We start from the raw sequence: 18,191 nt of genomic DNA, 5'->3' as shown, positions 1-18,191 counted from the left end.
TAGTTATGTATTCTGCAGTTCAAAGGTTTTAAAAACACTTTGCTTTTTCTAAATTGAGATTTATATGTCTATTATGTATCTTTATTTTATTATATCTTAGCTCATATTAAAAAATACTTTATTTCAGTTATTAGTTTATGTTATTAATAATTTAGAATCATTACAGAGGTATATATGTCTATGAATGAGCAAGATGATCAAATAATAAAAGAATTAGAAGCAAGACTAGCTGCACTTAAAGGTATTCCTCCATCAATTGAAGAATTAGAAGAAAGGTTGGCAAAGCTTCAAGATACATCTTATATATACAAAAAATCTGGTAATGAAGTAGACAATTTAATTGAGCAGATGCACTCTGAGCTTAAATTAGAACAGAAAAGTAAAAACCTCAATGATCAAAAAGATCAGGTAATACGTGATAGATTAGATAAATTAAGAGAAAATAGTTCTGTAACAGAAACATTGATAGATTTTTCTTTTAATGATACTAAATCAATAATTACCGATACTATATCTTCTCAAGCAGATATAGTTAGTGCATATGCTAATCGTTCTACTGAGTTAGATGATAAAAAAGTATTACTACATTTAGCTAATAATCTAACTGAAGCTAGAGATATTATTATGGATACACCATCTATATCTAAAGCATATGATACTAAAATATTTGATGTTATTGCTAGTGGACTCGGTAGAATTTATGAAGGAATAAAGACAGTAGCGACACCTGCAGTTAATATTATAAAAGAAGTAGGTAATATTCTTATTAATTCGATTAGATCGCTTTCTCAAAAATCTTCTGAAAAACAAATAGAAGAATCAAAAAAAGAATTAAAGAAGCTATATAAATCATATACTGATTTGAAAGGAGTTGATGAAAAAGTCAAAAAAGAATTTCTTAAAAAACATTATCAGCAAATTGATAAGCTACAAACTCCTAAGGAAATATTTTTAGAAACTGCAAAAATTACTAAATCTATAAGTATAGCAGGAAAACAAAAGATAAATAATCTTAAACCACAACAAGTGATTAATAGAATGCAGGATAAAAATCCTTCTGGTCTTCTAAATAAGAGTTCATTTACACCTTCTAATACTCCTACTAATAAAGTAAAATCTTCAAAGATCAACCAAAGGTAAATTTTGTGTCATTATTGAATAAGTGTAGCGTGATTAACTATGTATTTTTATAAATATATTAATCATTTTAACTGAATTCCATTTGTTAATACTTGTGATGTTGATATTGTGGAAACAAAACAATGCAATAAAACACGGTTATAGCATAAATTATTCTAATCCTTTTATTCCATTTGTATTAGCATTATCAAATGTAGTATTTTTGATTGTTACTTCAGTAAAATCAGTATTTGTTAAATCGGCATTACTAAAGAATGTCTGATCAATTTTCGCACACTTAAATATACTACCTGTTAATATCGATTTTGAGAAGTCTGTTTTAGTAAGTATTGCTGCAGAAAAATTTGTCTCTTTTAAAATAGAATTTTTTATTACTGTATTTGTTAAGTTAGCTTTTTTAAAGATGCTATTTGAAAAATCGACTCCATTAAATACTAAATTACTTAAATTTAAATTTGTTAAATTCATATTTGCTAAATTAGATATTTTTTGTAAATCTTTCACAGAATTTATTACTATATTATTATGTAGAATTTTATTCGGTGGAATTTTATCCGCACTATCATTTATAATAATGTTATTAGAAAGATTAGTATTGATAAAACTAGAATATGCTTGGTAATTAATATTATTTATTTGTGAATTAGCAAGGACTGAATTAATAATATTAGTGTTTATTAGATTGGCATTTATTAGAGCTACTTGATTTAAATTGCCTAAAGTAATTTTAATGTCTGTAAAATTTACGTTTTGTATTAAAGATTTAGAAAAATTTACATTATTAAATTGTCCATTAGTAAAATTTGAGTTTATTATTTCACTGTTATTGAAATCAGTATTAATGACTTTAAATTCTTTTAAATCATTATTGCTATAAATATTATTACTACAGGTAGTATTGATTAAAGTAATATTCAATCCTTTGGATTTATTAATTCTTACAAAATTCGTATTACTATTTTTTATTGATAAATTATTAAATGTATTATCATTGAAACTCATATTATTTAATATAGCATTGTCGATTTTAAAATGATTTAAAACTGCACTACTAATTGTGCTATTTTGTAAATCACATTTAGTAAGGTTAATATTTTGTAATGTTGAATCTTCAAAGGAAGCATATGAAAAAAAAGAGTTATTACTTTGGATATTATTAAAGTTTACTGAATTAAAAATACTTTGTGTGAAGTTAGAATCTTTAATTATTACTGCTGTGAATTTAGTGTTACTTAGGTCACTAGATTCAAAATAATTATTAGTAAAATTTGTATTATTTATTACACTTTTTCCTAAATCCGTACCATAAAATATTGAATTTATTACATTAGTATTTTTAAAGCTATTATTTTTTAGGTTAGTTTTTTGAAAATTACTGCTGTCAATATTACTGTTACACCATAATACATTACTAAATTTAGAATTTTCAAAATTGACATTGATTATAGTAGTTTTATTAAAAGCAGTATCACTGAAATTTGATTGAACAAAATTTGTATTTTGTAATGTTATATTATTAAAAATTGAACCTTGAAAATCAGCATTATAACCTGAAATATTTTTTATTACTGAATCCGTAAAATTACTTTCTTGAATTACCGCATTTGTCAGTATTGCTTTGTCTAAATTGCTACCCGAGAAATCAGTTCGTAATATTTCGCAAGAAGTAAAATCTATCCCTGATAAATCTTCATTTGTTAACTTTATTCCTATTAATTTTACTCCTTTTAAATTAGAACCAAACTTTTCTTTCAGGTTCACTTTAAGATTTTTAGAATTTTGTGATATGATATAATCACGAATTATAGTGCTTTGACTATCCGTAAGTAATCCATTCACATCACGTGTGGATTCGGAGCAACTGTTTAATAAAAGATAAATAGTAATGATTGATATGATTTTAAGCATTTGCTTTCTCATATTCTTCTTCATTTATTTTATTTGTTGGTGGTATATGTAGGCTTAATAATTTTAATTTTCGATGTAAAGCTGATCTTTCCATACCGACAAATGAAGAAGTTTTTGAAATATTATTATTAAAACGGCTCATTTGCGCTGATAGATATTGACGCTCAAAAACTTCTCTCGCTTCTCTAAGCGGCATAGATAACATATCAAAGCTGTCTTCAAGTTTTGTAAGATTAGCACTATTTGCTAATATTTCTGAAGGTATCATATAAGGTTTTATAATTTCATTATTACCTGTAGTTAACGGATTCATAATTAAAGTCCATTCAACAACGTTACGTAATTGTCTAATATTACCAGGCCATTCGTAGGATTGAAGAGCTGTAATAGCTTCATCAGAAAAATGACGTTCTTTTAAACCTGAAAATTTTGAAAGTTGCTTAACAAAATATTTAACTAGTAGTGGTATATCTTCTTTTCTTTCATATAATGAAGGTACTTTTAGAGAAAATACATTAAGGCGATAATATAGATCTTCTAGAAATTTTCCGTTATTTACTTCATCTTGGATATTTTTAGAAGTACTGGTAATAATTTTTATATCAACTTTAGTCTTTTTCCCACAAGGTTTTGTAATAGTTTGATCTTTAAGGAATTTTAATAATTTTACCTGGATAGGAATAGGAATATTACTGACCTCATCTATATATAAAGTCCCATTATTTGCAAATTCTAAGATAGTAGGACGTTTATTATTATTCTCCTGCTTTTCTGATTCTCCAAATAATTCTTGATTAATTTTTTCTGTAGTCATGCAGGTTGGGCTAAAAATAATAAATGGATTATTAACTCTCTTAGATTGTTTATGAATTAATCTTGCTGCAAGTTCTTTGCCGCTACCGACTTTACCATGAATCATTATACGACTGCTAGAGCTAGCTGCTTTTTCTATTTCCATTTTATATTTTAAAGTTACTGAACATCCTCCAACTAATTCAGTTTTATCTATAACCTTTGATTTTAAATCTATGTTTTCACGTTTTAATTTTGTTACTTCGCAAGCTCTTTTAAGTAAAATAATTAATTTATCATTATTAAATGGTTTCTCGATATAATCGTAAGCTCCCATTTTTATCGCATTAACTGCTGTTTCTATAGTACCGTGACCGCTAATAATGATTACCGGTATTAAAGGATAACGTTTTTTAATTATCTCTAAAACTCCAAGCCCGTCAATTTCGCTACCTTGAAGCCAAATATCAAGTATCACTGCAGAGACTGGTTTTTCAGAAATTATTTTAAGAGCTTGAGTACTATTAGCGGCAACCTTGGGATTAAAACCTTCATCTTTCAAATTTGCAGCAATGAGATTTCGTATACTCTCTTCATCGTCTAATATTAAAACATCTAATTGTGACATTACAATTTACCTTTAAAATATTAAAAACCTAATATGTATAGGTTAATGCTGAATTTAAAAGAAAGCAACATTTTTTTATAACATTTTTGTCACAATATTTTTTGCCTCTAAATTATTATAGAATGAGAAGTCTTATATAAATTTGGTTAGTTGTTGTGGTTTTTATAAATCTATAAAATATCAAATTTTTAATTTGATTTACAGTTTGTAGTGTTATAAATATAATGAATTATGTGGATATGGATACTGTAGTAGTCATTGTGACACTAGTGTGTTTGTAACAAATTGTCAATAAAATAATGAAAATACTAATAATTTAGTGTTTTAAATAGTGTTTTAAATTTGATCCAGTGATGAGGCAAGAGGAAAGTGTTTATGTATTCACGCAATAAAAACTCTTACTAGCAGTAAAATAAGTTTTTTAAATTATGCTGAACATATTTTTAATTATTATTGCATTATTTATTTGCTTAACAATCTATCTATTTATAAGAAACAATGATATTTTTACAAATTTATTGATTCTAAATAGTTGTACAACTATTACTTGCTTATTTATTTGTTGTCTAGGTTTGTACTCAGGAAATAGTTCATATTTTGATATAGCAATTATTTATTTTCTTTTAAGTTTTATCGCAACAAATGGTTATTTAAGATATTTTATATATGAGTCAAAAAATAGAAATAGATAAGATGTTAAATATCGTAATTTTAGGGTGTGGTTTAAGTGGTATGCTAACTGCACTGTCTTTTGCACAAAAGGGTATAAAAACTACTATATTAGAGAGTAAACTGGTAAAAAGCCCAGATTTTTTAAAAGATATAAGAACTACTGCTTTAACGCCGTATTCTAAAAAATTTTTATTCTCTATTGAGATATGGAAAGAGCTTGAACAGTTTGTAGCAGAAATGCAAGACGTATATGTTGTAGATAATAAAGCTTCAGAAATGTTAGATTTACGTAACGAGAATGATGCTGTACTTGGATATGTTATTAAGAATAGTGATTTTAAAAAGATATTATTGTCAGCAATAACTAATAATTCGTTTATAACATTAATTGATAATAATCAATATCAAGAAGTTATAAGCCATAATAATTATTCTATTATAAAATTTAATAATGATAAACAAATTAAGTGTGATTTATTAATTATATGTGACGGAGCAAATTCAAAAGTAAGATCTTATTATTTCACTAATGAAGTTGATAAACCTTATCAAACTGCTCTGACTTTTAATGTTAAGCATGAAAAGCCGCATGAAAATTGTGCGATGGAGCATTTTCTTCCACTTGGTCCTTTTGCTTTACTACCTTTAAAAGATCAATATAGCTCTTCCGTAATATGGTCAACTTCTTCTGTTCAGGCTGATTTAATTATTAATTTTCCTATAAAAGAAGTTGATTTTTTAATTCAAAGAAATGCTGGTCATTTCTTAGGTCAAATTACTATTGATAGTGAGATTAGTAGCTTTCCACTAAAAGCTTTTATAGCAAACAGATATTTTCATAATCGTATAGTGCTTATTGCCGACACTGCCCACATCATACATCCACTTGCAGGCCAAGGGCTTAATCAAGGTATAAAAGATATAGAGATTTTGAGTATGATTATTAGTAATAATGGTACATTACAAGAATATCAAAAACTAAGGCAGTACGATAATTTTATTATGTATAAGCTTACCGATTCATTAAATAGTATTTTTTCAAGTTATTCCATAAATTTAAGATGTTTAAGACAAATAGGGTTTAAGGTGATAAATAATTTAAAACCTATTAAGAATTTGATTACTAACTATGCCATGGGGCAGAGATGATAGTTGTTGCACGACTAACTATAATTGTCATTATAGTTAGTCGTTTCTGCTCAAATAGACCAAGGACAATAAGTTTTATACTGAAAAATTTTTTGAATACTAATTATAAAATTAATCTCAAAATTCTTGAACTGCAAAAGTTTAATGCTACAAGCTCTAAAGCAATTTTACGATAAATTATGGATAATGTTTTATCATTAGATGCATTACTCGTATAATAAAGCTCAGTAATTATAACTAGTTTAGGAGTGGATTTTACTAGAGTAGGAAGTAAAAATTAGTCGAAATGCATGCAATAAGAATAAATTACATAAATATTTTGCAACATCAATATGAAAAAGTATTAAGATAAGAAAGATTTATTTGAAAAGCAAGGAAAGCAAAAATAAATAGCAAAGTCTTAGAAGAGTTATAAGCTGTAACATTTAAAATTGATTAATTACGTTAATTAATAGATTGTTATAATATCACAAGCACGAGAGCAAATTTTGCAAAAGACATGAATTTACTCTTACTTACAAAAAACGATATTATATAGTTCAATCTGTAATAAAGCAGTAGCAGATTATTTTGTTGAATAGCAATACGTGGAAATGTATAGTATCATGAAAGATCAGATACCTAGTACCGCTGTTGTTGTTCTTAATATTCATAAGCCAAAAATTCCCTAAATTATTAAAAGTATAAGTACATAATAGTGTAGGAAAATTTAACGCACAGTAGTTAGTTCGGACAGAAAAAGTATATCTAAGAAAAAAGCTTCTTCAAGGAGAATGAATTTTGGTATTATCCTATAATTATCTTATAAATGATATTTTGCAGCAAATATGTTTAAGTTTATTCAGAAATATTAGTGGAAATGTAGTACTTCTTGAAATAAGTGAGAGTTGATAGCAACTGTATAATTACAGTATATGAGGAAACTTAATTATTTTAGCATATATCTTATTTAAATGAACATAGAAAAATAGCAGAAATATCAAGATACTTAATATTTATTAAGCCTTTATATCATCGATTAACGAGGTATAGCAGATATTGATCTAATCATAAGTTTACATATGAATAGATTTAAGAGATTATGATGATTACACTTCTCATATTTTAGCTATGGAGATTGTAAAAATTATGGATAAAAATCCGTTATTTAAAACTAAATAAAAATGTTAAGTATCATACTATTTTACGATTGTAGTATCAAATTTAACACACAATATTATAATTATAAGTAAAAAAATTTTATTAGTTGATGATATAATTATAACAATTGTTACTATAAATGAATATGCTTATAAGTAGTTGCATTGTTTGTGATGTTCTTAAGTGTTGTGATTACTAAATAATATTCAAACTTCAATAATTGGCTAGATCATCCTACAAATCTAAAGTACTCTTGTATTAACTGTGTTCTGTGTAGTGTATTTATTGCTCTTTCTGAAGTTGACCTTCAATTTATTATTAGATTTAGGATTAGGGGAGTAATTTATGCAAAATGAAATAAAAAAAGTTTGTGTTATTGGTGCAGGAGTTATGGGGTCAGGAATTGCAGCGTTAATTGCTAATTCTTCTCACCGAGTAGTTTTGCTTGATATTCTCGATAAAGATTCTAATGATCCTAATAAAATAGTAAAAAATGCTGTAAAGAATTTGCATAGACAAAAACTTCCTCCATTATCTTATCCAGATAAAGTAAATTTCATTACAATAGGTAATTTAGAACATGATTTAGATTTAATTAAAGAATGTAATTTAGTAATTGAAGTTATTGTTGAGAAGTTAGACATCAAACATCAATTATATAATAAAATTATACCTTATCTTAAAGAAGACACAATTATTGCTTCTAATACCTCTACATTGCCACTGAAAAAACTCAAAGAGAATTTACCGAATAATATAAAGTCCAGGTTCATTATTACGCATTTCTTTAATCCACCGAGATATATGGAGTTGGTTGAATTAATTATAGACAATACAATCAAGGATGAGGTAATAGAGAAAATATCAGTGTTCTTAACAAAAATTCTTGGTAAAACTATAATAAAATGTAATGATACACCTGGTTTTATTGCTAATAGAGTAGGGTGTTTTTTACTTGAGTTAGTAGCCCACAAAGCGATAGCTCAAAATCTTGATTTTGTTACAATCGATCAAATATTTAGTAGATGTTTAGGTTTGCCAAATACCGGAATTTTTGGCTTATATGATTTAATAGGTCATGACGTAATGAAGTTAATATCAAGTTCATTACTTTCTGCTCTGCCTAAAAGTGATGATTATCATAGGATATATTTTAATACCAAAGTTTTTGATAAGATGATAGAGCATAATTTAATTGGACGTAAAGGTGAGGGTGGATTTTATCGTTTATCTGTATCAAATGGTAAAAAGATTAAAGAAGTTATTAATATAAGTGATTTATCATATCACCCTGTTCAGAAAGTAGATATTTCATTTAATAATCTTGATGAGTTGTTAGCTAGCGATTCAATTTATAGCAAGTTTTTTAGTGAGATTATCACAGAATTTTATATTTATTTAACAAGCTTAGTACCATCTGTGACTAATAATATCTACGATATTGATGCTACTATGAAGCTTGGTTATAGTTGGCATTATGGACCGTTTGAGTTATTGACTATAGCTGTTAAAAATGGATGGAATTCGATAATTAAAAATGCTGATTTAATGAATATTTCACTACCTAAATATTTAGCTAGTAAAGAATATCAAAAAATTGATAAACAAAAATTTAATTCTAAAAAAGATTTTTTACAAGAAAGTACAATAGTATTAGCAAATGATTCTGCAAATTTAATACATTATTGTGAAAATTTAATATTTGTTATTACTACGAAAATGAATACTTTGAATCATAATGTGTTTTATTTATTGCAAGAAGCAGTAAGTAAAGCAGAAAATTATGGAAAAAATCTTTATATTTTCCCACAAGGAAATAATTTTTCTGCTGGTGCGGATTTAAAGCTTATTCTTTCTTATATTCAAGATGGGAATTTTGATAATTTAGAGAATTTATTAAAGCTTGGACAACAAACAATGCGTTATTTAAAATATTCCTCTGTACATATTATTAGCTGTGCTCGTGGTGTTGCGCTTGGGGGTGGGTGTGAACTTCTATTAAACTCAAGCTATATTGTTGCAAATCAGGAGCTTAACGCCGGACTTATAGAGTTTGGAGTAGGTTTAATACCAGGATGGAGTGGTGTTACAGAAATGTTTGCTAGAAGTAATGGAGATAAAACTAAATTAATTAGAAATATTAAGAATATTATAGAGCAAAATAAAACAAGTTCAGCTGATTATTTTAAAGCAGATTATGATGTAAGTAATATGCAAGTCAATATGAACAAGCATTATATTTTAGATGAAGCTTTGAAACTAAACGTATCTAACAAAATAGTATCAATACCTCATAAAATTGCTTTACCTAAAATTAATATAGTAAGTGAAATAGATACATCCAAATATAATGATCTACAAAATAAGGTACTTAATAAATTCCAGAATATTATTGATAAACATAATGAAATAAGTGAAGCAGAATTACTTACATATGAGCGTGAAATATTTTTAGAACTTGCAAAAGAACCGCAGACTATAGAGAAATTGCACGCGATTGTGGGGTAAATATTAATATTATGTATTATAGTTATGAGATCTTAAATTTTCATTTTCATAAATAAAAAAATATTATTCCAGTAGTGAGTTGTATTATCATTATGATATCCTATATATTTTTTGTATCATTTTAAATATGATGATTATAAAATTAATAATTTCACTAAACTTTACAAGAAAATGTAAATTTTCTAGTAAAGTTTTACAATTAGTTACAGCATAAAGATCAAGAAGATCTAATAGATAATTAGCATAGAATAGAAAATGGTACACATAGTCACATTGTAATATTAATTATAAAATTCGTTTTTGTAAAACAAAAGGACATTATAAACCTATATCCATCCGAATCTTAAATCTCAATTTTTGAACTAATTCAGCTTCAAGAGAAAAATTTATTTAATATTAGTAGCAATAGAATTTTAGTTATTTTAAAAGCTTAAATTACATCCTATTTGAGGAAAATATCCTGACATATATAAAATCAGCATCAATTATTATGATAAAGTGCATATAATTTTTGAAAGCATTTTTCCATTTTAGGTAAATTATGTTCTACCGTAAGATAGTGTAATATTTCTAATATTAGTACTTTTCATATTTTATATATGCTATAATCAAGTGTTGATCGAAACACTTTAAATATGTAATCGTATAATATCATGCTTCCTGCATCATATGTTAGGCTTTCTTCATATTAGTTACTGTTATGTTAAGTATATTCTACTCAACAATAATACATCCTATACTACCACGATAGTAAGTCTGCGTGTCGTACATAGCTTGACCGTAAACAGCAGTGGTTGTAAATATTCCCTTATTAACTGCTTTTATTTTATATCGATAAGTCATTTTTTGATCAGAAATAGTACCGAAAATCATTACTCTATCATCACGATTATTTATATATATCGGTTTCCATATCATTATTTCCTGATGACGTTCTAGTATATTTAAATTATTATTATCTTGTAAAAGCTCAAAGCCTCCTGGTAATAAATCAAGTATCACAATATTGCTCAGGGTTTTATTGCTAGCTGAATTTATAGTGATGTTCACAGTAATATTATCACCTAATTTTACTTTACTAACCTCTTTATTATTTTCATCGAGATATTTTTTAGTTATTTCTATTCCTTGCACTATCTCTTTATTGCCTTTTAATTGCTTATCATAGCCTGAAGTTAATAGCTGATAGAAAAAGCCGTTACTTGATGATGTTAAGTCTATCTCATTACTCTCTAATGACAACTCAGAAATCATCACTTTATCACCTTTTAACGTTACTACTTTATCTGTATCAGTTACTTTAATAGTAGCCTCATCTACATTATGGATTTTAGCAGCATAGGTAAGACTTGCCATAATTGCATAGCTTGCTGATAGACTATTGTAGTTATCTTTTGCAAAAAGAGCGATATCTTGGATAATTTTTGAGTCAAAGTTTTTTAATCGCTCAGGGAAATGTAAAGAAATTAAGTATAAATACTGACTATATTTTATTAATTGATTATAATATTGGTAATTTGTTTTTGATATAGGTTTATTGAGAGTAAATCTATCTAGTAATTTATCTGCGTCCTCATCCATTTTTAGCATTTTATAGCTAGATGCTAAATAAACGCTAATCAAATCATCATGCCATGTATTTTTATGGTATTCATCTAAATATTTTAAAATATTTGCAATATAGTTTGTAGTAATAATACTATTTCTCGTCAAGATATAAATTGCATATGCTTTTTCTCTCGCTTCGTCTAAAGAATTTATTTCTCTATTTGCAATATTCTCTAAGTAGTAAAGACCTGCGTTAAACATATCACTTGGCACAGCTAAATATCTAGTGACTCCCTCGTTTAAGAAGTGCATAGTATATACAGAAATAAATGGATCAGAATCATCGTAAAAATTGTTCCAATATCTAAATCCACCGTCATCATTTTGACGTTCCAATAATGTTTGAAATATTTTCGATAATGATTCATCCATTTTTTTACGATCAGTTTTAAGAATCTGAACTAGCTCTTGCTCATTATATAATAAAACATTGGCAAAATTTTGGCTGACTAATTGTTCGGTGCAGCCATAATGATAATTATCTAAAAAATCTTTAAAGCCTGAAATAATAGCAAGAGGAGATTTAGAAGCAGAAATTTGCAACTTAGCAAATTTAGGATATAAATCACGCAAGATTTTTAAATTAGCTTTATTGCCTGGAATAAAGCCTGTATCAACCGTTGTGATATTTGGGCTAGCAGGACGAACACTCGTAGTGCTAGTTAATTCTGAGCTATGTACTAATGTCATAGACGTTATATCAGTCTTTATGTTATTTATAGACGCTACAACATTTAAATTTGCTGAACCGAGTTTATCAGTTGCTTTTAATTTAACATTAATAGTAGCTTCATTATTTTCATCTATCTGTATTGCTTTAGGATAATCTAATATTTCAAGTCCTTCGCTTGTTTCAATATTTAAAAAAATTTGAGCATTTCCTGAATCTTTTAGGTTATTAAATATTGTTATTGGTACTGCAAATTCATCATTTGGAGCTACAAATAAAGGTAAATTTGTATTGATAATAAGATCAGATTGCACTAATAAATCAGTTTTAGAAACTCCTATAGTATCAAGGCTTGATGCTATACCTATCACTCTTAAAGTGCCGTTAAAATAGCTTGGTATATCGAATGTTATTTCTCTCTCATTAAGATCTGATTCTAAAATGCCTGACCAAAATGTTACAGGAGGTTGGCTATTCCTTTTAAACGGATTAAGGTTGCGAGATACATTTATAAAACTGTCGCCTGGAGGAGATGCTATATAAGATTTCATTAATAAATGATGCTCAGGCAATATTAAATCCATGATTTGTGAAGTTCGTACTTCTAATGCTTTATCGTTCATGAAGTAATTAATCGGGTCTGGAGTCTGATAATCAGCAAATGATAGTATGCCTTCATCAACAGCAAATATTATGATTTTACAAGGATTAGTAGTACGGTAACGAATTGATAACTTTTCACCTGATTTAATTTTTGGGAGCAATGTTAATTCAATATTTTCTTTATGTTTATACACTCCTGCAGTAAACGGTAGTACTGCATAGCTAAATGGTGAAATAAAGATTTCCGTATCTGTGATGTCTCTTATAAATTGTACATTTACGTATCCTTTACCTTCAAAACCGTCAGGTATTTTTATTTCTTGAATACTATTATTTTTATCAGCTTTAAACCATTTAAAATTATGTACTTTATCAGTCTCAATAGTAATTAATCCATAACCTGTATAAGGAGTGTTAATATTTAAAAGAATAGTATCGCCTGCTTTATAATCACCTTTATCAAGTTTAACTTTTAAATTTGCTTTATTTATTAAATTAGCTGTGACATTCCCTTCACCTATTACTGAAAATTCAGTTTGAGCAAAGATTCTATTTTCTGTATCTGTTAGGTAAATAACGTAATCACCTTCTTCGTTAGTAGGTACGTTATAAATATAACCCTCGTTTTCTGTGATATTAACATTATCAGAAGATATATTCGTTTCAACAGGTACTGCACTGTAAGAATAATTACCATTACTATCTGATACTAAATTATTTACGTAATTAATCTTGTTTAACTTAAGAGTTAAATTATGTGCAGATACTTTTTTTGCTTTATTGGATATGGCTATGAATTCTATTGTTGAAATCACTTGTTTCTTAATATACTTAAGGTTGCTGTTACTTCTAAAACCTATAATATAAGGAAGAGGTGACACTATAAGAGATTTACTGCCCTGTACGCTTCTTCCTGAGTCAGGTTCAAAGCCTTCTGCAGAAAATGTTAGATTAAAAGTAGCATTATAATATTTGTCAAGGTTAAGGTCAAAATTTGCTGTACCTGTAGAATCCGTAGTAACATCTCCTAAATGCTCATTAAAAAACTCTTTATTGTCTTTACTACGATAGAATGTATACTCTTTAAAGTTGGCAACAAAAAACTCTGTAGGTCTAATATCAATTAAACCTCTGACTTTTCTATTTTCTGCAGGAATGCCGTAAAGATTTATAAGTTTAACTGTTGCTTTAAGGTCTTTTGGATGAGTCCATAGCGTATCTTTTGAGTTATTGAAGTTTATATTTATTTTCATGCGGTCAGGCTGAAAATCTCCAACTCTGACAGATACGCTATTAAGATAATTATTTATTCCTGGCTCACCTAAATATAAGCTTATATTATATAAGCCTGTTAAAGAATCATCAAATGTTGTGAATAAATATTCACCAAGCCCTTCTGAATTTAGAACGATTTTATTTTTATCTATTACTCTCCCATAAGGGTTAGTGACTTGTATTCCTAAAGGTAAACCATCAAATTTGCCGTGCCAATCATTTTGTTTGAGCATAATACCTATGTGGCCTTGCTCGCTTGGTCTATAAATGCCGCGATCGGAAAATAAATAAGCTTTTAGTCCTTCTTCAGAATTAACAGTCCCTGATATATCAAACCGAGAATAATTAACTTGTTGATCCACTCTATTATATGGCATAAACGAGAAATCATCTTTAGTAGTTAACACGTAAGCTATTGGGATTTTTCCTTTATTTAAATCACGTATGTTTGATAAAACAGTATGTCCTTGGCTATCAGTTTTACTGCTGACTAATATCTCACCATTAAGTCCTATAATATCTGCTTTTACACCTTCTGCAGGTTTACCATTACTGATATAAGAAACAAATATATGATGTGTTCCTGTTTTATCAGTTTTTACTATAAACCCAAGATCAGTAACTAAAATTAATCTTTTATCTTGAGATATAATATTATTATTATTATCTTTAGAGTAGACTTTTGCTAAAAATAGTCCCTTAGAATATCTTCCTGCTTGCTCTAAATGTAAATACTTACTGAAATCTAAATCTGTATAATGAGGTAAATTGAGATTTTGAGAATTAACTATTACCTCTTCTTGGAAAACATCTGAAATATTATACTCATTAAAAGAATATTCGTTTATGAAAGTTGGGTTTTGGAAAATATTGTATCTATTTGTCTGGCTTATTAAATGATTAATTTCTTGCTGATGAATTTTATCAATTTCTACATATAATTTATCTATACCAAGTGAATATACTGGGAGTTTCTTTTTACCAGATAATGAGAGAATAGATCCGTCTGACATGAACTTTACTTCTTTAGGATTATCAGGTATTTGTATTATTTGAGTGTAATCTGAGCCAAGAGTTAAATTATCTAATGTCCTAACACCTTTTTTTATTTTAATAAGCACAGTTCTTGAGGCAAGCGTATCTACTTTGAAGTGATGTACATTAGTAATTTTTGGGACGGCAGGTAGTAGCTCAAAATTTATTTTTTCACTTAATTTAAGAATATCATCCGTTATTTCTCTTGGGCTTTGCCATTTATAGTTTTTTTTACCTGCAACTCCTAAAAAATGAGGTTTATTTTTGGGTAATAAAAATAACTCTAAATGTTTTTTTACCTCTTCACCTGAAACTGGTGTATTTGTAGTAATTATAATTATCTGTTCCGGTTTCAGTTTATCATCTTTAACAATTGTAGCAGTACTATTAGTGATTTTTAAATATGAGGATAGACTTGGAATTAATACATTTTCTTTATAAGAATATCTTATATTATTTTGCATCATCTTATTATTTTGAATGTCTACATTTTTTTGCGTAAAAATTTCGTCCCCATATAATATTTTAACCCCGTCTTTTATAATAATAGATACTATGTCTTTTTTATCTGTAAGCGGTGGTATATTGGTAATCGATATAGCTTCTGTCTTATCTGTATTGAATTTGATCGAAAATGATAATTTCTCTTTAGTTGAAGATTTGATGAACTCTATTCTTTCTTCTAGACTTTTAGGATCAATTGGGTAGTTAAAAGCTATTTTTGTTTGGACAAATTTTTGAGAAATATTGATATTATCTTGTAGATAATTCATTTCTTTAATCATAGAAAGTAGTGGTAAAGACGTGAAGCTTATATTATTTTTTTTTAAACTGATAAAATTAGGGAATATACTATCTTTGATAGTAATTTTATACGTTTGATTAGGTAAAAAATTTTCTTCGGGTATAAAATTTATATTATAATTCCATCCGAATCTCCACTCCCCTTTAATATCAGGTGAAATAGATATGTACTCATTTATTTTTTGCCTGTTCAGTCCCATCTCTCTTTGAGGCTTTGCACACCATTCTTTAATTCTAGAATCGCAAAGATCAATATTTAACGAATTTTTCCCTGCTAACATCTTTTCGTTCGTTAATTTTAAATATACAGGTATTTTTTCATTAAAGCTTGTAGCGATTACTTGTAAATTTATTAAATATAAGAAAATAGTCAATACACATTTACAGCAAATATTTTTCATATCTATAGCTTATTATTTATGATCAATTCAATTATATGCTGAAAAAATTAAATAAAGCAATGAATAAGGATATTTTTTAAATTTAAACAAAATTTTGTTGTTGTTTGGACAGGAATTGTGATGAAGCTAAATACTAGTATTCACTATAATTTATGCAACAATTATGTTCATAAGACATTTGCACTACATAATATTATTTAAATATACATGAAATACCTTATACCTTTAAATCTTTCTCTAATATTTAAAGGTTTGACTGTCTTTAGCGTGTATTACTGGCATAGTATTTTTGATTGGTAATATTAGAAATTTCCTGATTAAGATTTATATCTGGTTTGCGATGATTGATTATGTCTAACATTGTCCAGTTGGTATTATTTATCAATAACATATTGTTATTGTAATAATTGTTATGTTATTTGAATCACAAAGAGTTATTTAAAATATTTTTATATGTTTAGAAGTGTTTATCGTACCGATTGTATCTTGTTATAAATTATATTTTCATTATTAATCAGTTTAAGTATTTTTTTGGAGGAAAATATTTTGTTATTCTTTAACATTTTATTTATTTAGCTATAAATGTTACTGCGATAGCTTTAGGTTTACCAATATCACTGAGGATATGCCATATTTATTTATGATCTAGTATATGCATTATATTTAAGTGACTCATCATTTTTTTATATGTAGATGACATAAATCACTGAACTGTGATTGTACACAAAATACTCAAACTTTAAATTCAAAATGGCTCCTTTAAATTCAAAATGGCTCAATTAATAAAAATGTGGACTCTTTATATATTAGCTTGTAAAAGCAAATATAATTACAATGGCTAAGTTTCGCAGAAGGTAAAAAGCTCAATATATGACTAGCGTCATTAGTTAGATTCGTGGTAACGTTATTATATTGTCATAATCATTTTGCTATTAGTTTTTTCTAACTTAACACTATAAAGCTGACAATCTTACCTTTATAATGTGTTTTAATTTACATTTGTGTAAATACAGACAAATCAATAATGATGGCGCACCCGAGAGGAGTCGAACCCCTAACCTTATGATCCGTAGTCATATACTCTATCCAATTGAGCTACGGGTGCTAAGCTTGAAGTACTTGTGTCTTATTCTTAATAATACAAATCAATATAGATAAAATCATAGCATTTGTCAAGAAACATAGAATGTTTTGATGTTTCTTGAAATATACAAAATTAAATTTAATAGTACGAATTGTACTATTTCTATAGTAGAGGTTTATAAATTAATATTTAATTTAATTACATTTTACTTATTTTAGATTAATTTATATGTACAAGAGTACAAGAACAAAATGATAGAGGAAAGTGCTAAAAATATCATGAACTATTGTGTTGAGGTAAAGTAGTGAAAAGGTAATTTAATAAAATTATAAGTTATGAACGACTTTATTAGCAGCAAAAATATAACTATAATATGTCACAGTCTCTGACTTATTGTGCTTGTTTTGGTATATGTTAGTAGTGCAGCTTGCAAATCAGTTTCTACTCCCTAATTCTGAAAGCGAAAAGTGCAATACTTTATCAAAAAAGTAAGTTGAGTATATTTGAGTAGACGGAATAATCAAAAAGATCCTGGAAGATAGTCGTTGTAGTACCAAGTAGTAAGGGTTATAGCGAAATGCACAATTAAGAATCTGATCCGACTAAGATCAATAATATTTTAGTTTACCATGTGAAGCAACTTTATTGATTGGATTATTAATTGCAGATTGTTATGTAATCATCATTAAGCATTACTGTGTGCTCAACTTCGTATCTATCTCTAGTGCCTTGCAAAATACTAATCATTATTATTTTTATGGATCTAATGCTCAA

7 protein-coding genes, 1 tRNA gene and 1 pseudogene are annotated in these 18,191 nt (G+C 27.2%); 5 read left to right on the top strand and 4 right to left on the bottom strand.

The annotated features are described in order from the left end of the window. Positions 1 to 174: 174 nt before the first annotated feature. Positions 175 to 1,140, top strand: coding sequence for a hypothetical protein (locus tag RT_RS02730; RefSeq protein WP_011191001.1), 966 nt, complete (start codon positions 175 to 177; stop codon positions 1,138 to 1,140). Between the two features lie 150 nt (positions 1,141 to 1,290). Here RT_RS02730 and RT_RS02725 read toward each other — a convergent pair whose 3' ends face one another. Continuing rightward, positions 1,291 to 3,072 carry a pentapeptide repeat-containing protein gene (locus RT_RS02725; protein WP_044286880.1) on the bottom strand — a complete coding sequence of 594 codons (1,782 nt, stop codon included), beginning with the start codon at positions 3,070 to 3,072 and terminating at the stop codon, positions 1,291 to 1,293. Then, positions 3,041 to 4,468 (bottom strand): sigma-54-dependent transcriptional regulator, encoded by a 1,428-nt coding sequence (locus RT_RS02720; RefSeq protein ID WP_011190999.1) that lies wholly within the window; start codon positions 4,466 to 4,468, stop codon positions 3,041 to 3,043. Before RT_RS02720 ends, RT_RS02725 begins: the two co-directional genes overlap by 32 nt. Before the next feature lie 428 nt (positions 4,469 to 4,896). On the opposite strand from RT_RS02720, the gene RT_RS04420 reads away from it, so the two are divergent. From RT_RS04420 to RT_RS02710, 4 genes and pseudogenes are all read left to right on the top strand, one after another. Then, complete coding sequence (locus RT_RS04420) at positions 4,897 to 5,160, top strand: monovalent cation/H+ antiporter complex subunit F (protein WP_011190998.1); 264 nt, start codon at positions 4,897 to 4,899, stop codon at positions 5,158 to 5,160. Further along, the gene (gene ubiH / locus RT_RS02715; RefSeq protein WP_011190997.1) at positions 5,135 to 6,289 is read left to right on the top strand and encodes a 2-octaprenyl-6-methoxyphenyl hydroxylase; all 1,155 of its coding nucleotides are present in this window, start codon (positions 5,135 to 5,137) and stop codon (positions 6,287 to 6,289) included. The genes RT_RS04420 and ubiH overlap by 26 nt, the downstream gene beginning before the upstream one ends. A gap of 1,193 nt (positions 6,290 to 7,482) precedes the next feature. After that, a pseudogene (locus RT_RS04630) lies at positions 7,483 to 7,588 on the top strand (ComF family protein); the annotation flags it as partial. Between the two features lie 186 nt (positions 7,589 to 7,774). Further along, the gene (locus RT_RS02710) at positions 7,775 to 9,937 is read left to right on the top strand and encodes a 3-hydroxyacyl-CoA dehydrogenase/enoyl-CoA hydratase family protein (RefSeq protein WP_011190996.1); all 2,163 of its coding nucleotides are present in this window, start codon (positions 7,775 to 7,777) and stop codon (positions 9,935 to 9,937) included. A 714-nt stretch (positions 9,938 to 10,651) separates the two neighbouring features. Here the strand turns inward: RT_RS02710 and RT_RS02705 are convergent. Together RT_RS02705 and RT_RS02700 are read right to left on the bottom strand one after the other, a co-directional pair. After that, positions 10,652 to 16,333 carry an alpha-2-macroglobulin family protein gene (locus RT_RS02705; protein WP_011190995.1) on the bottom strand — a complete coding sequence of 1,894 codons (5,682 nt, stop codon included), beginning with the start codon at positions 16,331 to 16,333 and terminating at the stop codon, positions 10,652 to 10,654. 1,028 nt (positions 16,334 to 17,361) lie between these two features. Beyond that, positions 17,362 to 17,438, bottom strand: a tRNA-Arg gene (locus RT_RS02700). Positions 17,439 to 18,191 lie beyond the last annotated feature (753 nt).

Origin of the sequence: Rickettsia typhi str. Wilmington (assembly GCF_000008045.1) — a bacterium.
Taxonomy (GTDB): Bacteria; Pseudomonadota; Alphaproteobacteria; order Rickettsiales; family Rickettsiaceae; genus Rickettsia; species Rickettsia typhi.
This window is presented reverse-complemented; position numbering and strand designations above follow the sequence as displayed.